This is a genomic window from Planomonospora alba (assembly GCF_039534085.1).
Classification (GTDB): domain Bacteria; phylum Actinomycetota; class Actinomycetes; order Streptosporangiales; family Streptosporangiaceae; genus Planomonospora_B; species Planomonospora_B alba.
The window spans coordinates 201,042-221,009 of sequence record NZ_BAAAUT010000002.1 but is presented as its reverse complement, the minus strand read 5'-3'; the positions used below and the strand labels follow the sequence as shown (position 1 = coordinate 221,009).

General features: G+C 71.8%; 20 protein-coding genes. 18 read left to right on the top strand and 2 right to left on the bottom strand.

Annotation, left to right across the window (positions count from 1 at the left end; genetic code table 11):
* Positions 1-18: 18 nt before the first annotated feature.
* From ABD823_RS02095 to ABD823_RS02035, 13 genes are all read left to right on the top strand, one after another.
* Complete coding sequence (locus ABD823_RS02095) at positions 19-1,278, top strand: serine hydroxymethyltransferase (RefSeq protein WP_344855246.1); 1,260 nt, start codon at positions 19-21, stop codon at positions 1,276-1,278.
* 63 nt (positions 1,279-1,341) lie between these two features.
* Entirely contained in the window at positions 1,342-2,895 is a 1,554-nt protein-coding gene (locus ABD823_RS02090; protein ID WP_344855244.1) for a glycosyltransferase family 4 protein, read from the top strand.
* Between the two features lie 131 nt (positions 2,896-3,026).
* A complete protein-coding gene (locus ABD823_RS02085) occupies positions 3,027-3,452 on the top strand; it encodes a Cg1360 family ATP-synthase-associated protein (RefSeq protein WP_344855242.1) in 426 nt (141 codons plus the stop codon).
* A gap of 69 nt (positions 3,453-3,521) precedes the next feature.
* A complete protein-coding gene (locus ABD823_RS02080; RefSeq protein WP_344855240.1) occupies positions 3,522-3,737 on the top strand; it encodes an AtpZ/AtpI family protein in 216 nt (71 codons plus the stop codon).
* A 67-nt stretch (positions 3,738-3,804) separates the two neighbouring features.
* Complete coding sequence (gene atpB / locus ABD823_RS02075; protein ID WP_344855238.1) at positions 3,805-4,596, top strand: F0F1 ATP synthase subunit A; 792 nt, start codon at positions 3,805-3,807, stop codon at positions 4,594-4,596.
* Between the two features lie 77 nt (positions 4,597-4,673).
* Complete coding sequence (gene atpE / locus ABD823_RS02070; RefSeq protein ID WP_068894835.1) at positions 4,674-4,910, top strand: ATP synthase F0 subunit C; 237 nt, start codon at positions 4,674-4,676, stop codon at positions 4,908-4,910.
* Positions 4,911-4,942: 32 nt separating this feature from the next.
* Positions 4,943-5,488 (top strand): F0F1 ATP synthase subunit B, encoded by a 546-nt coding sequence (locus ABD823_RS02065; RefSeq protein WP_344855234.1) that lies wholly within the window; start codon positions 4,943-4,945, stop codon positions 5,486-5,488.
* Entirely contained in the window at positions 5,488-6,297 is an 810-nt protein-coding gene (locus tag ABD823_RS02060) for a F0F1 ATP synthase subunit delta (RefSeq protein ID WP_344855232.1), read from the top strand. The genes ABD823_RS02065 and ABD823_RS02060 overlap by 1 nt, the downstream gene beginning before the upstream one ends.
* A gap of 23 nt (positions 6,298-6,320) precedes the next feature.
* Complete coding sequence (gene atpA, locus ABD823_RS02055) at positions 6,321-7,970, top strand: F0F1 ATP synthase subunit alpha (RefSeq protein ID WP_344855230.1); 1,650 nt, start codon at positions 6,321-6,323, stop codon at positions 7,968-7,970.
* 3 nt (positions 7,971-7,973) lie between these two features.
* Positions 7,974-8,873: a F0F1 ATP synthase subunit gamma gene (locus ABD823_RS02050; protein ID WP_344855228.1), complete on the top strand. Its 900-nt coding sequence runs from the start codon at positions 7,974-7,976 to the stop codon at positions 8,871-8,873.
* A 1-nt stretch (position 8,874) separates the two neighbouring features.
* Positions 8,875-10,311, top strand: coding sequence for a F0F1 ATP synthase subunit beta (atpD, locus tag ABD823_RS02045; RefSeq protein WP_344855226.1), 1,437 nt, complete (start codon positions 8,875-8,877; stop codon positions 10,309-10,311).
* A 66-nt stretch (positions 10,312-10,377) separates the two neighbouring features.
* Positions 10,378-10,785, top strand: coding sequence for a F0F1 ATP synthase subunit epsilon (locus ABD823_RS02040; protein ID WP_344855224.1), 408 nt, complete (start codon positions 10,378-10,380; stop codon positions 10,783-10,785).
* Between the two features lie 39 nt (positions 10,786-10,824).
* Entirely contained in the window at positions 10,825-11,238 is a 414-nt protein-coding gene (locus ABD823_RS02035) for a DUF2550 domain-containing protein (RefSeq protein ID WP_344855222.1), read from the top strand.
* A 133-nt stretch (positions 11,239-11,371) separates the two neighbouring features.
* Here the strand turns inward: ABD823_RS02035 and ABD823_RS02030 are convergent, their stop codons facing one another.
* Complete coding sequence (locus ABD823_RS02030; protein WP_344855220.1) at positions 11,372-11,974, bottom strand: cob(I)yrinic acid a,c-diamide adenosyltransferase; 603 nt, start codon at positions 11,972-11,974, stop codon at positions 11,372-11,374.
* Positions 11,975-12,039: 65 nt separating this feature from the next.
* Between ABD823_RS02030 and ABD823_RS02025 the strand changes: the two genes are divergently transcribed.
* The 5 genes from ABD823_RS02025 to ABD823_RS02005 all read left to right on the top strand — a co-directional run bounded on the left by ABD823_RS02025 (position 12,040) and on the right by ABD823_RS02005 (position 19,237).
* On the top strand, positions 12,040-15,195 hold the full coding sequence (locus ABD823_RS02025) for a S41 family peptidase (protein ID WP_344855218.1): 3,156 nt from the start codon (positions 12,040-12,042) through the stop codon (positions 15,193-15,195).
* Between the two features lie 270 nt (positions 15,196-15,465).
* Positions 15,466-16,527 carry an ATP-binding cassette domain-containing protein gene (locus ABD823_RS02020; protein WP_344855216.1) on the top strand — a complete coding sequence of 354 codons (1,062 nt, stop codon included), beginning with the start codon at positions 15,466-15,468 and terminating at the stop codon, positions 16,525-16,527.
* 38 nt (positions 16,528-16,565) lie between these two features.
* Entirely contained in the window at positions 16,566-17,363 is a 798-nt protein-coding gene (locus ABD823_RS02015) for an ABC transporter permease (RefSeq protein WP_344855214.1), read from the top strand.
* A gap of 12 nt (positions 17,364-17,375) precedes the next feature.
* Positions 17,376-18,647 carry a sensor histidine kinase gene (locus ABD823_RS02010; RefSeq protein ID WP_344855212.1) on the top strand — a complete coding sequence of 424 codons (1,272 nt, stop codon included), beginning with the start codon at positions 17,376-17,378 and terminating at the stop codon, positions 18,645-18,647.
* A complete protein-coding gene (locus ABD823_RS02005; RefSeq protein WP_344855210.1) occupies positions 18,644-19,237 on the top strand; it encodes a response regulator in 594 nt (197 codons plus the stop codon). The genes ABD823_RS02010 and ABD823_RS02005 overlap by 4 nt, the downstream gene beginning before the upstream one ends.
* Positions 19,238-19,293: 56 nt before the next feature.
* On the opposite strand, the gene ABD823_RS02000 is transcribed toward ABD823_RS02005, so the two are convergent.
* Positions 19,294-19,881, bottom strand: a complete 588-nt coding sequence (locus tag ABD823_RS02000; RefSeq protein ID WP_344855208.1) for a TetR/AcrR family transcriptional regulator — start codon at positions 19,879-19,881, stop codon at positions 19,294-19,296.
* Between the last annotated feature and the right edge of the window lie 87 nt (positions 19,882-19,968).

The following is a 19,968-nucleotide window of genomic DNA, read 5'->3' as shown; positions in this document are numbered from 1 at the left end:
GCTGAACGGAGTGAGGCGATGAGCTCTGAGCCCTACTACGGTCCCGACTACGGTCTCCTGCTCCGGCAGGATCCGGAGATGGCCGAGGTCCTCCTCGCCGAGCTGGAGCGGCTGCGCGGCGGCCTCCAGCTCATCGCGAGCGAGAACTTCGCCTCGCCCGCCGTGCTGGCCGCGCTCGGCTCCGTCCTCACGGACAAGTACGCCGAGGGCTATCCAGGCAGGCGCTACTACAGCGGCTGCGAGGTCGTCGACCGGGCCGAGCGGCTCGCCATCGACCGGGCCAGGCGGCTGTTCGGCGCCGAGCACGTCAACGTGCAGCCGCACTCGGGCACCTCGGCCAACCTCGCGGCCTACGCGGCGCTGCTCCGGCCGGGAGACGTCGTGCTGGCGATGGCGCTGCCGCACGGCGGGCACCTGACGCACGGCTCGCGGGTCAACTTCTCCGGCCGGTGGTTCGACGTCGTGGCGTACGGCGTGCGCCGGGACACCGAGACGATCGACTACGACGAGGTCAGGGATCTGGCGCTCCGGCACCGGCCGAAGATGATCATCTGCGGCGCCACCTCCTACCCGCGGACGATCGACTTCGCGGCCTTCCGCGGCATCGCGGACGAGGTGGGCGCCTGGCTGCTCGCCGACGTCGCGCACACCGTCGGGCTGATGGCGGGAGGGGCCGTGCCGTCGGCCGTGCCGTACGCCGACGTGGTCACCTTCACCACGCACAAGGCGCTGCGCGGCCCGCGCGGCGGAGGGATCATGTGCACCGAGGAGCTGGCCGCCCGGATCGACCGGGCGGTGTTCCCGTTCACGCAGGGCGGCCCGCTCATGAACGCGGTCGCGGCCAAGGCGGTGGCGTTCGGGGAGGCGCTCCGGCCGGAGTTCGCCGACTACACGCGGCGGGTCGTGGAGAACGCGCGGGTGCTGGCGGACGCGCTGGCGGCCGAGGGCATGCGGCCGGTCTCCGGCGGCACGGACAACCACCTGGCCCTGGTGGACCTGCGGGGCATCGCCCCCTCGGGCGCGGTGGCCGAGCAGCGGTGCGCGGACGCCGGCATCACGCTGAACCGCAACGCCATCCCCTACGACCCCGAGCCGCCCACCGTGACCTCCGGGGTCCGGGTCGGGACGCCCTGCGTGACCACGCAGGGCATGGGGACGGAGGAGATGAAGGAGATCGCCTCGCTGGTGGCCCGGACGGTCCGCGCCCCCGACGCGGTGGGAGAGGTCAGGGAGCGGGTGCGGGAGCTGGCGACCGCGTATCCGGCATATCCCAGCTAATTATGAGTCGTTCTGTGCCGTTTTCCGGTCACAATCAGCCGGGCGATCCGGGACACTAGGTCCGTGCGCGAATATCTCCTGATGGCGTTGGTGGCGGCCGCGGTCACCTACCTGCTGGTCCCGCTGGTGCGCGTGTTCGCCATCCGTATCGGTGCGATGCCCGAGGTCCGCGACCGGGACGTGCACACCATCCCGACGCCCCGGCTCGGCGGCCTGGCCATGTACGGCGGGCTGGTGGCGGGCCTGCTGGTCGCCAGCCGCCTGCCGTACGCCGGGGGGAAGCTGGCGGACGGGCAGATCGTCATCGCGCTGATCCTGGCGGGCGGCCTGATCACGCTGACCGGCTTCCTGGACGACTGGTGGGGGATGGACGCCCTCGTCAAGCTCGCCGGGCAGATCGCGGCCGCCGGGATCCTCGTCGCCTTCGGGGTGAGTCTGCCGTGGCTGCCGCTGCCCACCAGCATGGGCGGCGCCTACATCCTCGACTCCACGACGCTGGGCCCGCTGATCACGATCATGATCGTGGTCGTCATGATCAACGCGGTCAACTTCGTCGACGGGCTGGACGGGCTGGCCGCGGGGATCGTCGGCATCGCGGCCATGGCGACGTGGACCTACTCCGTCGTCCTGTCCACGGACTTCGGCAACACGAGCATCAACGTCACGGCGGCGGTGGCCTCGGTGCTCATCGGGATGTGCCTGGGCTTCCTGCCGCACAACTTCCATCCCGCGAAGATCTTCATGGGTGACACCGGAGCGATGCTGATCGGCTTGGTCCTCGCCTCCACGATGATCACCATCACGCCGCTGGACTCCGCGGGCATCAACGACTTCCCGGTCATCCTGCCGCTGCTGGTGCCGGTGGCGATCCTGGTGCTGCCGCTGCTGGACCTGATCATGGCGGTGGTCCGCCGCACCTCCAACGGGCTCTCGCCGTTCGCGCCCGACCGGGGCCACCTGCACCACCGGCTGCTGGACGTCGGCCACTCGCACCGCAGCAGCGTGCTGATCATGTACGCGTGGACGTCCCTGTTCGCCTTCGCGGTCGTGGCGATGTCCGTCGAGGGCGTGCCGCTCGTGCTGTTCCCGCTGACCGTGCTGCTCGCCGTGGGCGGCCTGGTGGTGGTGGCCCTGCCGCGCCTGCGCGCCCGCTGGAACGGCGGCGGCGGGGGAGGGGCGCACGCCGCCGGCCGCCGGACGCGCCCGGACGCCGCTCCCGCGCGCGGCGAGGAGGGGTCCGCGGTCCAGGCCGCGGGGTCTCCTGCGGTCCAGACTCCCACGGCCCCTGTGGCCCCGCAGGCCCCCCTTCCGCCGCAGGCCGCCCCGCGGTCTCCGTTCCCGCCCGCGGCCTCCGCGCCCCAGTCCGCGCGGCCCCCGCAGGCCGCGCCCCGGTCCCCGTTCCCGCAGCCGCCCGCGCCGGCTCCGCACCAGGCGCCGCCCGCGGCCCGGCGGAACCCGTTCCCGCCCGCCGCACCGCGCCCGTCGCACCCGCCGGCGCCCGCCGCGGGTGACGACACGGCGGTGCTCTCGGTGCTGCCCGGCGCGCAGTCCGGCGGCCCGGAACGGGGTTTTCCGAATCCTGAGACGCTGCGCGGGACACCTGCGGGAAACCCCTAGATCGTTTACTTGAAACGGCAGGTAAAGGCGGTCTTCCGGACGCTTGTGATAGCTTTCACTAGCAGGTGCTCGCGACCCTGAGACCTGCTGGGTAGCAATCGCTCGCTTGATTACAGTCACCTGGAGTGCCGATGCAGGCCAACGACGTGCGCGTCCTGAAGGGGGCCGCGCTCCCCACCGTGGCGGCCGGCGCGGTGGTCATCGCCGCCGCCGCCGTGCTGGCGGGCGTGCCGGGCGCTCTGGGCGCCGCGATCGGCCTGGCCCTGGTCGCGGTCTTCTTCACGGTCGGCCTGGTCGCGGTCTCCTACGCCAGCCGGGTGTCCCCCGCCGTGATGATGGTCACCGCCGTCACCACCTACGCGGTGAAGGTCCTGGTGATCATGGCGATGCTGAAGGCGTTCGAGACCGCCACGGCCTTCGAGCCCAGGGCCTTCGGCTGGTCGGCGGTCATCTGCACCGTGGTCTGGACGGCCGGCGAGATGCGCGGCTTCGTCAAGACGAAGATGCTCTACGTCGACCCCGGCGCCGCGTCCCCCGGGCAGGGTGATCGCCGGTGAGGCGTATCATTGCCACGGCGGGACCCGATATGACTAGTCAATCCCGCGACTGCTATTGTCATGCCCGCGATGAGCGAAAAAGAGCGCAGGCCGGAGGACGACGGCCGCGACTTCGCCGACGCCGCCTGGTCGATTCCCAGCTACATCCTCTCCGGGATCATCCTGTACGGCGGCGGGGGCTGGTTGCTGAGCCGTTGGACCGGTGTGGCGGTTTTCACTCCGATCGGAGTGATCATCGGTGTCGTTCTCGCCATCTACCTGGTCTACCGGAAGCACGGTCGCTGACCTCGCGCGGCGGTCGCGTCGCGGAGGAAACAGTCTTGATCCATTACCACGTTGAAGGGAACGCCGCGTGAAGGCGCTGACGGTCCTCGCCGCCCCCGAGGAGTTCAAGGCTCCGGGGCCCGAACTGTTCAATATCCCGCCGATCATCTCCGGCGTGACCTGGTTCACCAAGCCGGTCCTGCTCGCGCTGCTGAGCTCGCTCGTGGTCGTGGTCTTCTGCTGGTCGGCCTTCGCCAAGCCGAAGCTGGTGCCCCGGGGCGTCCAGAACGTCGCCGAGTACGGCTACATGTTCGTCCGCGACCAGGTCGCCCGCCCCTTCCTGGGCAAGGACACCGACCGCTGGATGGGCCTGCTGCTCAGCATCTTCTTCCTGGTCTGGGTCTGGAACCTGGTCGGCGTCATCCCCTTCCTGCAGTTCCCGGTGGCCTCGCACATCGCCTTCCCGATCGTGCTCGCGGGCGTGGTCTACCTGCTCAAGATCTACCTCGGCATGAAGCACCAGGGGCCGATCGGCTACTTCAAGAACATGATGTTCCCGCCGGGCCTGCCCAAGCCGGTCTACGTCCTGATGGCGCCGCTGGAGTTCCTCTCCAACATGGTCGTGGCGCCCTTCACCCACGCGGTGCGACTGTTCGCCAACATGTTCGCCGGCCACCTGATCCTCGCCTTCTTCAGCGCGGTCGGCTTCTGGTTCCTGTTCGAGCAGCTCAGCCCGCTCGGTGCCCCCGTCGGCATCATCAGCGTCGTCATGACGATCGCGATGACCGCGCTGGAGCTGTTCATCCAGTTCCTGCAGGCCTTCCTGTTCGCGATGCTCGCGGCGATGTACATCGGCGGCTCCCTGCACGCCGAGCACTGAGAACGCACACAGACCTTTCCCCCCTGAGTCCAGACCGGTGAGATCCCGTCCACCGGCCGTCCCGAAAAGGAAATGAAATGAGCGCCCAGTTCCTCGCTGAGGTCACCGGCAACATCGGCTCGATCGGCTACGGCCTCGCCACCCTCGGCCCCGGCATCGGTGTCGGCCTCATCTTCGGCAACGGCCTGCAGGCCATCGCCCGCCAGCCCGAGGCCTACGGCCTGATCCGCCAGAACATGCTCCTCGGCTTCGTCCTCGTCGAGGCGCTCGCCCTGATCGGCCTGGTCGCGCCGTTCATCTACCCGACCTCCTGATCGCAGACACACCCTGACGGAAGGCTGCATCGATGACAATCGCAGCTAATCTCCTGGCGGCGGAGGAGACCAGTCCTCTCATTCCGCACCTCTACGAGCTGGTCGTCGGCGGCTTCGCGTTCCTCTTCGTCGTCCTCGTCGTCGGCAAGATCCTCACCCCGCGCATCCAGCAGACGCTGAACGAGCGGACCGAGGCGATCGAGGGCGGGATCAAGAAGGCCCAGGACGCCCAGGCCGAGGCTCAGGCGCTGCTCGCGCAGTACAAGGAGCAGCTCGCAGAGGCGCGGCACGAGGCGTCCCGCCTTCGCGAGGAGGCTCGCGAGCAGGGCGCGCAGATCAAGGCCGAGCTCCGCGAGGAGGCACAGGCCGAGGCCCGCCGCCTCATCGAGGCGGCCCACGCCCAGATCGAGGCCGACCGCCAGCAGGCGTTCGCCCAGCTCCGCGCCGAGCTCGGTCGTCTGTCGATCGAGCTGGCGGGCCGCATCGTCGGTGAGTCCCTGGAGGACGAGGCGCGCCAGCGCCGCACCGTCGACCGGTTCCTGGAGGAGCTCGAGTCGAGCAACACGGCGGTCCGCTGATGAGGGGACTCAGCCGGACGGCCCTGGCCGAGGTCGAAGAGCGCTTCAACGCCGTGGCGGGAAGCGCTGACCTCGGCACGCTGGCCGACGAGCTCTTCGCGGTCGCCGACCTGCTCGACCGCGAGCACGGGCTCCGCCGCACCCTGTCCGACGCCGCCCGCCCGGCGGAGCAGAAGGCCCAGATCATCCGGGTCCTGCTGGAGGGCAAGGTCGGCACCGCGGCGCTGGAGACGGCCGTGGCGGCCGTCTCCGCCAAGTGGGCGCGCCCCGGCGACCTGGCCGACGCGCTGGAGCGCCTCGGCGTCGTCGCCGCCTCGGCCGAGGCCGAGGCGCAGGGCAGGCTCGACGACGTCGAGGACGAGCTGTTCAGGTTCGGGCGGATCGTCGCCTCGAACCTCGACCTGCGCCGCGCGCTGGCCGACCAGGCCGCCCCCGTCGAGATCAGGCGGAGCCTGGCCGACTCGCTCCTGGTCGGCAAGGCGGCTCCCTCCACCGTCCGTCTGGTGGCCCAGATCGTGGCACATCCGCGAGGACGTAGCCTGGAGGGTGGGCTGGAGGAGTTCGGCCGGCTGGTCGCCGAGCAGCGGCAGCGCCTCGTCGCCGTCGTGCGGAGCGCCGTCGCGTTCTCCGAGGAGCAGAAGCGGCGTCTGGCCTCGTGGCTGCGCGCCTCCTACGGCCGCGACGTTCACCTGAACGTCGAGGTGGATCCGCAGGTGGTCGGTGGGTTCTCGGTCCGCATCGGGGACGAGCTCATCGACACCACCATCGCGGGACGAATCGAAGAAGTCCGCCGCCGGTTGGCCGGCTAGGCGAATAGGGAGACAGAAGAGAGATGGCGGAGCTTACGATCCGGCCGGACGAGATCCGGGACGCGCTTGAGCGCTTCGTCCAGGCGTACGAGCCGGAAGGTGCCGCGCGCGAGGAGATCGGGACCGTCGTCGACTGCGGCGACGGCATCGCCCATGTCTCCGGCCTTCCCTCGGCGATGGCGAACGAGCTGCTCGAGTTCGAGGACGGCACGCGTGGTCTGGCGCTGAACCTGGACGCCCGGGAGATCGGTGTCGTCATCCTGGGCGACTTCAGCAGGATCGAGGAGGGCCAGTCGGTCCGCCGCACGGGCGAGGTCCTGTCCGTGCCGGTCGGCGACGCCTTCCTCGGCCGCGTGGTCGACCCGCTGGGCAACCCGCTGGACGGCAAGGGCGCCATCGAGTCCGAGGCGCTGCGCGCCCTCGAACTCCAGGCCCCCTCGGTCGTGCAGCGCCAGCCGGTGAAGGAGCCGCTGGCCACCGGTATCAAGGCGATCGACGCCATGACCGCGATCGGCCGGGGCCAGCGTCAGCTGATCATCGGCGACCGCGGCACCGGCAAGACCGCCATCGCCGTGGACACCATCCTCAACCAGCGGGAGAACTGGCTCTCCGGCGACCCGACCAAGCAGGTGCGCTGCGTCTACGTCGCGGTCGGACAGAAGGGCTCGACGATCGCCCAGGTCCGCGGCCGCCTCGAGGAGGCGGGCGCGATGGAGTACACCACCATCGTCGCCGCCCCGGCCTCCGACCCGGCCGGCTTCAAGTACCTGGCGCCCTACACCGGCTCGGCCATCGGCCAGCACTGGATGTACCAGGGCAAGCACGTCCTCATCGTCTTCGACGACCTGACCAAGCAGGCCGACGCCTACCGCGCGGTCTCCCTGCTGCTGCGCCGTCCGCCGGGCCGCGAGGCCTACCCCGGCGACGTCTTCTACCTGCACTCGCGTCTGCTGGAGCGCTGCGCCAAGCTCTCCGACGACATGGGCGGCGGCTCGATGACCGGTCTGCCGATCATCGAGACCAAGGGCAACGACGTCTCGGCGTTCATCCCGACCAACGTCATCTCCATCACCGACGGCCAGGTCTTCCTGGAGACCGACCTGTTCAACGCCGGCGTCCGTCCGGCGATCAACGTCGGTGTCTCCGTCTCCCGGGTCGGCGGCTCGGCGCAGACCAAGGCGATGCGGAAGGTCGCGGGCACGCTCCGCCTCTCCCTGTCGCAGTACCGCGACCTGGAGGCCTTCGCGGCCTTCGCCTCCGACCTGGACGCGGCCTCCAAGGCCCAGCTGGAGCGCGGTCAGCGCCTGGTCGAGCTGCTCAAGCAGCCGCAGTACAGCCCGTTCTCGCTGGAGCGGGAGGTCGTCTCGATCTGGGCCGGCACCACCGGCGAGCTCGACGACGTCCCGGTCGAGGACATCCGCCGCTTCGAGGCGGAGTTCCTCGACTACCTGGGCCGCGAGCACAAGGGCGTCTACGACGGCATCCGTGAGACCAGGGAGCTGTCGGACGACACGATCGCGGCCCTGAAGGACGCGATCGCCCAGTTCAAGAAGGGCTTCGAGACCTCCGCGGGCGAGCTGCTGGTCAACGAGGAGCCGGTCGCGGCGCTCGGCGCCGACGAGGTCGGCCAGGAGAAGATCACCAAGCACGTCCGCGCGGACGAGAAGAAGTAGCCGATGGGTGCCCAGCTAAGACTGCTGCGGCGGCGGATCAAGTCGGTCAAGTCCACGGCGAAGATCACGCGCGCCCAGGAGCTCATCGCCTCGTCGCGCATCGTGAAGGCGCAGCAGCGGATGCAGGCGGCCGTGCCGTACGAGCGGGAGATCACCCGCGCCGTCACGGGCGTCGTCAGCAACACCACCAGCGTCGACCACCCGCTGACCACGGCGAAGGAGCAGCCCCGCCGGGCGGCGGTGCTCATCGTCACCAGCGACCGCGGGTTCTGCGGCGGCTTCAACGCCAACGTCCTGCGGGAGGCCGAGGCCCTGTCCGGCCTGCTGCGCGGGCGGGGCATCGAGCCCGTGCCGTACGTGGTGGGGCGCAAGGGCATCACCTGGCACAGCTTCCGGAACCGGGAGATGGCCGGGCAGTGGGGAGGGTTCTCCGACAGCCCCTCCTACGCCGACGCCAAGGAGATCGCGGACGCGCTCATCACGGCCTTCTCGGCGGAGGACGGCGTGGACGAGATCCACGTCGTGTCGACCGAGTTCGTCTCCATGCTGACGCAGGAGGTCGTGGTCAAGCGGATCCTGCCCCTGGAGGTGGTGGAGACCACCGAGAAGCCGGAGACGCCGCTGCCGTACTTCGAGTTCGAGCCGGACGCGGGCGCGGTGCTCGACTCGCTGCTGCCGCGGTACGTGGAGTCGCGCATCTTCAGCACGCTGCTCCAGTCCGCGGCCTCCGAGCACGCCGCCCGCCGGCGGGCCATGAAGTCGGCGACCGACAACGCCAACGAGCTCATCCGGGTGTTCACCCAGGAGATGAACCAGGCTCGCCAGGCCGAGATCACCCAGGAAATCAGCGAGATCGTCGGTGGCGCCAACGCGCTGGCTGACGCCGCAGCGGGGAAAGAGTGAAATGACTGCAGAGACTGTGGAGAACGTCGCGACCGGTGTGGGCCGCGTCGCCCGAGTCACCGGTCCCGTCGTCGACGTGGAGTTCCCCGTCGAGGCGATGCCCGACATCTACAACGCCCTCAACGTCGACGTCACCATCGGCGGCGAGACCAAGACCCTGACCATGGAGGTCGCCCAGCACCTGGGTGACAACCTGGTCCGGGCGATCTCGATGCAGCCCACCGACGGCCTGGTCCGCGGCGCGGCGGTCACCGACTCCGGCGCGCCGATCTCGGTGCCGGTCGGCGACGTCGTCAAGGGCCACGTGTGGAACGCGCTCGGCGAGTCCCTGGACGTGCCGACCGCCTCCCTGAAGGTCAACGAGAAGTGGGCGATCCACCGCCCCGCTCCGGCCTTCGACCAGCTGGAGTCGCGCACCGAGATGCTGCCCACCGGCATCAAGGTCATCGACCTGCTCACGCCGTACGTGAAGGGCGGCAAGATCGGTCTGTTCGGCGGCGCGGGCGTCGGCAAGACCGTTCTGATCCAGGAGATGATCCGCCGCGTCGCGCTGAAGTTCTCGGGCACCTCGTGCTTCGCGGGCGTCGGCGAGCGCACCCGTGAGGGCAACGACCTGTGGCTGGAGATGGAGGAGGCGGGCGTCCTCAAGGACACCGCCCTCGTCTTCGGCCAGATGGACGAGCCGCCGGGCACCCGGCTGCGTGTCGCCCTGTCCGCGCTGACCATGGCGGAGTACTTCCGCGACGTGCAGAAGCAGGACGTGCTGCTGTTCATCGACAACATCTTCCGGTTCACCCAGGCCGGCTCCGAGGTGTCCACCCTGCTCGGCCGTATGCCGTCCGCGGTGGGCTACCAGCCGACCCTGGCCGACGAGATGGGCGTCCTGCAGGAGCGCATCACCTCCACCCGCGGTCACTCGATCACCTCGATGCAGGCGATCTACGTGCCCGCGGACGACATCACCGACCCGGCCCCGCACAACGCGTTCGCGCACCTCGACGCGCAGACCGTTCTGTCCCGGCCGATCTCGGAGAAGGGCATCTACCCCGCGGTGGACCCGCTCGACTCCAGCTCCCGGATCCTCGACCCGCAGGTCGTCGGCGAGGAGCACTACCGGGTGGCCCAGGAGACCAAGCGGATCCTGCAGAAGTACAAGGAGCTGCAGGACATCATCGCGATCCTCGGTATCGACGAGCTCTCCGAGGAGGACAAGGTCACCGTCCAGCGGGCCCGCCGCATCGAGCGCTTCCTCTCCCACCCGATGTACGCCGCCGAGGCGTTCACCGGCCAGCCGGGTGAGTTCGTGCCGCTGGACGAGACCATCGCGTCCTTCAAGGGCCTGTGCGCCGGCGAGTACGACCACCTGCCCGAGCAGGCGTTCTTCATGGTCGGCGGCATCGACCAGGCCATCGCCAAGGCGAAGGAACTCGCCCGCTAGTCGCCTTAGGCGCCGGTACGGCTCCGCGCCGTGCCGGCGCCTGGTTCGAAAGGAACTGTGGAGAAAGTGGCGAAGCTGCGAGTAGGCGTCGTCTCGCCGGAGCGGGAGATCTGGTCCGGCGAGGCCGAGATGGTGATCGCCAAGACCGTCGACGGCGAGATCGGCATCATGCCCAAGCACGCGCCCGTGCTCGGCGTCCTCGTCGACGGCGGCGTGCTGACGGTCAAGCGCGGTGGCGGCGAGCCCGACCTCGTCGCCGCGGTGCACGGGGGCTTCCTCTCGACGACGGGCGACGAGGTGTCGATCCTGGCCGAGGTGGCCGAGCTCGGCTCCGAGGTCGACGTGGCCAGGGCCAAGAACGCCCTCGACCGCGCCCAGGCCTCGGTCGAGGCCAACATGGAGGAGTCGGACGCCGCCGCCGCGCTGAGGCGTGCCAAGGCCCGGTTGCGCGCGGCCGGCGAGGAAGTCGGATAAATTCTGCTTCTGAGCGGTGCTGGTTCTGGGGGCGGCGACATGATGGCGCAGTACGTACTCATCGTGGTGGCGCTGCTCGTCGCCCTCGCGCTGCTCCGGATCCTGGTCCTGACCCGGTCCCGCGGCTCGGTGCTGTGCTGCCTGCGTCCCCTGCCGGGTGGGCGCCGCTGGCGGGTGGGCGTCATCCGCTACGCCCAGGGGTGTCTGAAGTGGATTCCGCTCATAGGTCTGCTGCCGAGGCCGCGCCGCGTGATCGCGAGGCGCGGCCTCGTGGTTTCCGGGCGCCGGAAGATCGGCAAGGGTGAGTTCTTCGGTTTCCTGGAGGGCGTGACGGCGCTGGAGTGCTCCAGCGGCACGTCCCGGTTCGAGCTGGCCATGGGCTACCGCGCGCTGACCGGTTTCGTCGCCTGGCTGGAGTCCGCCCCGCCGGGCGCCCACCTCGACGTCGCCTGAGGATCCGCGAGGGGCGGCGGAGGCATCCCCGGCCGAGCGGGGCGGCGCCCGGTGCGCCCCCGATCCGGTGTGTTCCCGGTCGGGTCCCCGCGCCCGGTCCCCGGACGGGGCGCGGGCGCACCGGACCGGCGGCTCAGCGGGTGCCGCCGGGCTTCCAGAGGATCTCGTCGCCGCCCGCCGCGACGCGGCAGAGGATGAACAGCAGGTCGCTGAGGCGGTTGAGGTACGTCGCGGTCAGCGGGTTGACGTCGTCGTGGGCCTCCAGGGCCGACCAGGCGGTGCGCTCGGCCCGGCGCACGACGGTGCGGGCGACGTGGAGCTGCGCGACGGCCGGGGTGCCGCCGGGGAGGATGAAGCTGCGCAGCGGCGCGAGGCGCTCGTTGAACTCGTCGCAGCGGGCCTCCAGCCACTCGATGTAGGAGGGCTCGACCCTCAGCGGCGGGAACTCGGGGTTCTCCGTGACCGGGGCGCACAGGTCGGCGCCGACGTCGAACAGCTCGTTCTGGATCCTGGACAGGACCGCGCGGACGTCGTCGTCCAGGGCACCGGACGTCCTGCCGAACGACAGGGCCAGGCCGATCGCCGCGTTGGCCTCCTCGACGTCCGCGTAGGCGGCCAGGCGGGGGTCGGTCTTGCGGGTGCGGCTCATGTCGCCGAGCGCGGTGGTGCCGTCGTCCCCGGTACGGGTGTAGATCTTGGACAGCACCACGGGGTTGTCTCTGTCGCCTCGTGTCATGGTGGCCAGCGTATCGGGCCGAAAAATCGCATGTTTTGCCGCATAGTGGACAATATGATTTAGCAATGTCTTCTGCTTCTTACCTCCGATTTCCCCATATTTCCGGGGAGCTGCTGACGTTCGTCGCGGACGACGACGTCTGGGCGGTCCCCGCGGACGGGGGACGGGCGTGGCGCCTGACCTCCGACCGGGCGCCGGCCGGTCACCCCCGCCTCTCGCCCGACGCCACCCGGGTCGCCTGGACGAGCGTGCGCGACGGGGACCCCGAGGTCTTCCTGGCCGATCTGGAGACGGGCTCCGCCGAGCGGCTGACGTACTGGGGCGACTACCGGACCCGGACCCGCGGCTGGACCCCGGACGGCCGGGTCCTCGCGATCAGCTCGACCGGCCAGCCGTTCGGCTCGCAGACCTGGGCCTACGCGCTGGACGGCGGGCAGGCGGAGCGGCTGCCGTACGGCCCGGTGACCGACCTGGCGATCGACGGGGAGCCCGGCGAGCCGGGGAGCACGCTCGTGCTGCTCACCGCCGCCCTGGCCCGCGACCCGGGGACCTGGAAGCGCTACCGGGGCGGTACGGCCGGCCGCCTGTGGACCCGGCGCGGCGCGGACCGCTTCACCCGGGTGCTGGCCGACCTGAACGGCCACCTCGCCAGCCCGATGCTCGTCGGGGGCCGCCTGGTCTTCCTCTCCGACCACGAGGGCGTCGGCAACCTCTACTCGGTCGAGCCGGACGGCACCGGCCTGCGCCGCCACACCGACCACGACGTCTTCTACGCCCGGCACGCCGCCACCGACGGCCGCAGGATCGTCTACCAGAACGCCGGCGACCTCTACATCCTCGACGGCCTGGACGCCGAGGCCCGCAAGCTCGACGTGCGGCTCGGCTCCCCGCTGCGGGGACGGCAGCCGCACACGGTGAACGCGCGGCGGCTGCACGACCTGGCCGTGGACGCCACCGGGCGGGCCAGCGCGGTGGAGATCCGCGGCACCGTGCACTGGGTCACCCACCGGGACGGCCCGGCACGCCAGCTCAGCTCCGCGCTCGCCGCGGGCAAGCCCCGCATCCTCGGCGCCGACCAGGTGGTCTGGGTCTTCGACGACGGCGAGACGCAGGGGCTGGAGATCGGCCCGGCGGGCGGCGGGGAGAGCCGCCGCATCGCCGCCGGAAAGCTGGGCGAGGTGGGAGACCTGGCCGTCGCCCCGGACGGGCACACGATCGCGGTGGCGGCCCGGGACGGCCGGCTGCTCCTGGTGGACGTGGCCTCCGGCGAGGTCGTCGAACTGGCCCGCGCCAACGGCGAGATCGACGGCATGGCCTGGTCGCCGGACTCGGCCTGGCTGGCCTGGTCGCACCCGGAGGCCACCCCGCTGCGCCGGATCCGGCTGGCCCGGGTGGTGGACCGGACCGTGCACGACGTGACCGACGGCCGGTTCGTGGACGTCTCGCCCGCCTTCGCCGGCGACCACCTGGCGTTCCTGTCGCGCCGCGGCTTCGACCCGGTCTACGACGCGCACTCCTTCGACATGTCGTTCCCGTACGGCTACCGCCCCTACCTGGTGCCGCTGGCCGCCTCCACCCCGTCGCCGTTCGCGCCCAGCGTGGACGGCCGGCCGGTGGGCGAGCCGGAGGACGACGACAAGAAGGAGGAGACCGCCGTCACCGTGGACGTCGAGGGCATCGCCTCCCGGGTGGTCCAGGTTCCGGTGCCCGAGGGGCGCTACTCGGCGCTGCGCGCGGTCAAGGGCGGCTTCGTCTGGCTGCGCGAGCCGCTGGCCGGCGAGCTCGGCGAGGACCGGGGAGACCTCGACGGGGACCCGCCCCGGCCCGCGCTGGACCGCTACGACCTGGCCAAGCGCACCTGCGAGGAGATCGTCGACAAGCTCGACTGGTACCGGGTGAGCGGCGACGGCACCCGGCTGGTGATCAGCGACAAGGGCACGCTCACGGTCCGCCCGTCCGACGGCAAGGACGACGGGGTGAAGATCGACCTGTCCCGCATCCGGATCACCGTCGACCCGGTGGTCTACCGGCGGCACGCCTACGCCCAGCTCGGCCGGCGCATGCGGGCCGACTTCTGGGTCGAGGACATGGCCGACGTCGACTGGGACGGGGTGCTGGAGGAGTACCGGCCGCTGGTGGAGCGCGTCTCCACCAACGACGACTTCGCCGACCTGCTCTGGGAGGTGGTCGGCGAGCTCGGCAGCTCGCACGCGTACGTCTTCGCCGCCCCGTGGGGCTCCCCGGCGGCCGGGCCGGTCGGCATGCTCGGCGCGGACCTGTCCCGCAACGCCGAGGGCCGCTGGCAGGTGGACCGGGTGCTGCCCGGCGAGTCGTCGGACGTGCACGCCCGCTCCCCGCTGGCCGCGCCGGGCGTCGGCGTGCAACCGGGTGACACGCTGCTGGCGGTGGACGGCCGCCCGGTGCCGCCGGAGGGGCCCGCCCGGCTCCTGGTCGGCGCCGCCGACAAGCCGGTCGAGCTGACGCTGGGCGGCGGCCGGCGGGTGGCGGTGACCCCGCTCCTGGACGACCGGCGGCTGCGCTACCAGGACTGGGTGGCGTCGCGCCGGGCGCACGTGCGCGAGCTGAGCGGCGGGCGCCTGGGCTACCTGCACATCCCCGACATGGTCGCCGAGGGCTGGGCGCAGTTCCACCGGGACCTGCGCCGGGAGATGGCCTTCGAGGGCCTCGTGGTGGACGTGCGGGGCAACCGGGGCGGGCACACCTCCGAGCTGGTCATCGAGAAGCTGCTCCGCCGGGTGATCGCCTGGGACATGCCCCGCGGGCTGGCCCCGATCACCTACCCGGAGGAGGCCCCGCGCGGCCCGCTGGTCGCGGTCACCGACCACAACGCCGGTTCCGACGGCGACATCGTCACCGCCGCCTTCAAGATCCACAAGCTGGGGCCGGTGGTCGGCACCCGCACCTGGGGCGGCGTCATCGGCATCGAGGACGAGCACCGGCTGGTCGACGGCACCTCCTTCACCGTGCCCCGGTACTCGTTCTGGTTCGAGGGACTCGGCTGGGGCGTGGAGAACTACGGCGTCGACCCCGACGTCGAGGTGGACATCAGCCCGGACGACTGGGCCGCCGGGCGGGACCCGCAGATCGAGGAGGCGGTACGGCTGGCGCTGGCCGCCCTGGCCGAGCGCCCGGCGGCGAGCCCGCCCGACGTCTCGGCCCGCCCCTCCCGCCGCCGGCCGGCGCTGCCGCCCCGCCCGTGACGGAAGGGCGCGGCACCGCCGCCGGGCCCGTGGCGGGGCGCCGGGCGCCCCGCCCGTGAGGGGAGGCCCGGCGCCGGATCCGTGGCGGGGCGCCGGGCATCCCGCCCGTGAGGGGACGTCCGGCGCCGCGCCCGTGACACCGTGTCCGGCGCCGCGCGTCCGCGCGGCGCCGGGCATGACATCTGTCATACGGATCCTCCGCGTGATCCACGCGCGTGTGGTGATATCGGCGACTACCTGCGGCCGGGCCGGCGGACGAGGATCTTCCCCATGAGGACACCACAGCTTGCGGACGCGACCGGGGCCGCCCCCGCCGCCGCCGACGACGTGATCGAGGTCGACGGGCTCCGGCAGAGGTACGGCGACTTCGAGGCCGTACGCGGGATCTCCTTCACCGTCCCCCGGGGCGAGATCTTCGCCCTGCTCGGCACCAACGGGGCCGGGAAGACCACCACGATGGAGGTCCTGGAGGGCTTCACCCCCGCCACCGCGGGCACCGTGCGGGTCCTCGGCCTCGACCCGGTGAAGCAGCAGCGCGAGCTCCGCCCCCGGGTGGGGATCATGCTCCAGGAAGGCGGGTTCCTCGGCGACCTCACCGTCGCCGAGACCGTGGACCTGTGGAAGGGCCTGAGCGAGGACGCCGGGCGCCCGGTCACCCTGTCCGGCAGCACCGAGCTGCCGGGGCGGCTGACCTTCACCGGCATGGTGCGCAAGGTCGACCGGGTCACCATGGGCGCGCTGGAACTGGTGAACCTGGCCGACAAGGCGCGGGTCAAGGTCAAGCAGCTGTCCGGCGGCCAGAAGCGCCGGCTCGACCTCGCGCTCGCCGTGCTGTCGGCGCCCGAGGTGCTCTTCCTGGACGAGCCGACCACCGGCATGGACCCGGAGGCCCGCCGTACGACGTGGAAGGTCATCGAGGACCTGCGGGACGCGGGCACCTCCGTGCTGCTGACCACGCACTACCTGGAGGAGGCCGAGCGCCTGGCCAGCCGGCTGGCCATCATGCACCAGGGCCGGATCCACACCCGCGGCACCGTCGAGGAGGTGGTCGCCACCTCCGGCGACCGCGTCTCCTTCCGGCTCCCCGGCACCGGGTGGACCTTCGGCGACCTGCCCGTGCTGGACGGCGTCACCCCGGTGCTGACCTACAACGGCACCGGCACCGAGGCCGTCTACACGCTGACCGGCGCCGACACCGACGCGCGCGCGCACGCCGCGCTCCGCCCGCTGATGGCCTGGGCCGACGGGCGCGGCCTGACCCTGGAGCGGCTGACCGTACGCCGGGGGACCCTGGAGGACGTCTTCATGCGAGTGGTGGGAGAGCAGCGATGAGCGCGGTCCAGACGACGACGAGGAGCAGCGGAGCGACCATGAAGACCGATGTCCTGCACGCCGTACGGCTGGCGCGCGTCGACGTGACCCTGGTGGCCAGGAACACCACCGCCCTGTTCAACGTGCTGCTGCTCCCGCTCCTGCTGGCCTGGATGTTCACCATGATGCAGGGCGGCGCCGAGATCGACGGGGTGCCGGGCGGGGCGTTCGTGCTGACCGGCGTGCCCGGGCTGATGCTGAGCTTCTCGGTCTTCGTCAACCTGGTCAACTCCTTCACGGCCCGCCGCGAGGAATTGGTGCTCAAGCGGCTGCGCGGGGGCCAGCCGTCCGCCGCCGCCGTCATGGTCGGCAGCGGGCTCGGCGCCCTCGCCTTCTTCGTCCTCCAGGTCGTGCTGCTCGGCTTCTGGGTCCACCGGACCGAGGGGCTCCTCCCGGCCAACGTGCCGATGCTGGCGGTCGCCGCGCTCCTGGGCGTCGCGGTCTTCGCCCTGCTCGCCGCGGCCTTCTCCGGCATGACGCCGAACGCCGAGATGGCCCAGGTCAGCGTGCTGCCGCTGCTGATGGTCATGACGCTCGGCGCGCCCGTCGCCTTCCCCGCCGACATCCTGCCCGGCCCGCTGGCCGTGGTCTCCAACCTGCTCCCGGTCACCCCGATCGTGGAGATGATGCGCAGCGGCTTCCTCGGCGCGGACCACTTCACCGGCAGCGGCGAGGCGCTGGGCATGGTCGACCAGTGGGTCGCCGCGCTGCCCTCGATCGGCGTCCTGCTCGGCTGGATCGCGGTCTCCGCCCTGCTGGCCCGGTGGCTGTTCCGGTGGGAGCCCCGGCACGGCTAACGTGGACCGGCCATGTCGACGAACACCTCGATGAACATCTCGGCGGACACCGGGAGCCCGGAGACGGGGCGCGTGCGGCGCCTCGTCCCCGCGGCCGTGTCCCGGTTCGTGTCCCTGCCGCCGCTGCGGCGGGGGAAGCGCCCGCAGGTCGAGCGGCTGCGCCGTTTGACCGTCTGGATGCTGACCGTGGGCCTCTTCATCGCCTGGAGCGGGGCGTTCGGCTGGATCGCGGGGGAGCGGCCGGGCCGGAGCGTGTGGGCGGTCCTCGGCCTGCTGGGCCTGCTCGTCTTCACCGTGCTCCAGGTGCGGATGATCAGGGCGGCCGTGGCGGGCGCACCCGCCCGCCGGGAGCTGGCCGCCTCGGGCGTGCTCGCGCTGCTCCTGCCGCTCGTGCCGGACGGGAACCTGCTGTCCTGGGGGCTGGTCCCCCCGTGCTGGGCGGCGGGCGCGGCGCTGCTGCTGAGCCGGGCCGGCACGTTCGCCGCCAGCCTCGGCGCGGTCGCGGCGGGGCTCTTCCTCACCTGGCCGGACACCATGGTCTCTCCCGCGGGCTTCTCCGACGGGGAGGCGTTCGCCGCGGCGGTCGGAGGCTATCTGGGCGGCGGCCTGTCCCTGCCCTGGGCGAACCGCTTCCAGCTCTGGTTCTGGGAGGTGGTCAGGGCCGCGGAGGCCGGCAAGGCGGCCCAGGCGCAGCTGGCCGTGACCGAGGAGCGGCTCCGCTTCGCCCGCGACCTGCACGACCTGGTCGGGCACAGCCTGTCGGCGATCGCGGTCAAGAGCGAGGTGGCCGCCCGGCTGGCCGGGGCCGATCCCGGCCGCGCCGCCGCCGAGATGGACCAGGTGCGGGGGCTCGCCAGGGAGGCGCTGAAGGAGATCCGCACCGCGGTGCGGGGCTACCGGACGGTGGACCTGGAGGCCGAGCTGCGCAGCATGATCGCGGTGCTGGAGGCGGGCGGGATCCGCTGCGCGCTGGAGGCGCCGCCGGACGGGCTGCCGGAGGAGAGCGCCACGCTGCTGGCCTGGGTGGCCCGCGAGGGCACCACCAACGTGCTGCGGCACAGCGCGGCGACGCGCTGCCGGATCTCCGTCGCCGTGCACGGCGGCACGGCGGTCCTGGAGATGGTCAACGACGGCGTCACACGCGCGGGCACGCGCGGCGGCACGGGTCTGATCGGCCTGTCGGAGCGGCTGTCCCCCTCCGGGGGCACGATCACCGCCGGGGCCGACGGCAAGGGAGGGTTCAGTCTGCGGGCCGAGGTCCCGCTGGATGGAGGAGCGCGATGATCCGGGTCCTGCTGGCCGACGACGAGCACCTGATCCGGGAGGCGATCGCCACGCTGCTCGGGCTGGAGCCGGACATCGAGGTGGCGGCCCAGGTGGCGCGGGGGGACCTGGTGGAGCCGGCCGTGCGGGAGCACCGGCCCGACGTGGTCGTGCTGGACATCGAGATGCCGGGGATGGACGGGCTGAGCGTCGCCGAGACGCTGCCGGGGCACGCCGTGCTGATGCTGACCAGCTTCGGCCGGCCCGGCTACCTGCGGCGGGCGCTGGCGGCCGGGGTGCGCGGCTTCATCCCCAAGGACGCCTCCTCCGCCGAGCTGGCCGCCGCGATCCGCAAGGTCCACGCCGGCGGACGCTACCTCGACCCGGAGATGGCCGCCTCGGCGATGATGGCGGGGGAGAGTCCGCTGACCGAGCGGGAGCGGGACGCACTGGCCCTGGCCGCGGGGGGCGCCTCCGTCGGGGAGATCGCCGCCGCGCTCCACCTCACCGAGGGCACCGTCCGCAACTACCTGTCCGGGGCGATCACCAAGCTCGGCGCCACCAACCGGATCACCGCCATCCGGGCCGCCCAGGAGAAGGGCTGGATCTGACCGCGGCTCCTCCCCTTGCGGCGGTCAGGCCCTCCCGGCGGCCGGCCCGGAGGCGGTCAGGCGGCCAGCGTCCTGCGGAAGATGTGCACGGCCGTGTCGATCAGGCGCTCGACCGGGGGCGGCTCGGCGGCCAGGGTCCACTCGATGAGCAGCTCCTGGATCGCGCCGAGCATGCCGAGCACGACCAGGCGCAGGTCGATCCGGCCCGCCCCGCGCAGCCCGGACAGGCCCGGCTCCGTCTCCAGGATCCGGCAGAAGCCCGCCACGGCCTCCTGCCGGGACACGGTCAGGCAGTCGCCCGCCCGCCGTACCTCCAGGTGCAGGATGCGGGCGCGGCGCCTGTCGGCGGTGACGAACCGGACGTACTCCGAGATGCCCGCCTCGATCCGGCCGCCGAGCGTCGCGGGCGCCTCGTCCACGGCCTTCGCCACCGCGGCCAGGGTCTCCCGCACGCACCGGTCGTAGACCACCAGCATCAGCTCGTCGCGGCTGTCGAAGCACTCGTAGAACGCCCGGTTGGAGATGCGGGCGACGGTGCAGAGCTTCTCGATCGTGGTGTCCGGGAAGCCCAGCTCGGCGTAGAGGGTGTACGCGGCCGAGATCAGGCGCTCCCGGCGCTCGGCCAGTCGCTCCTCGGCTGTCATTCCCCTATAGGAACGGCCGTTCATGCAAGCCCTCGCTGCGGGTGAGGGCTTGACAAGTGTGCGCATCGTCTCTTCCACCTCATGATC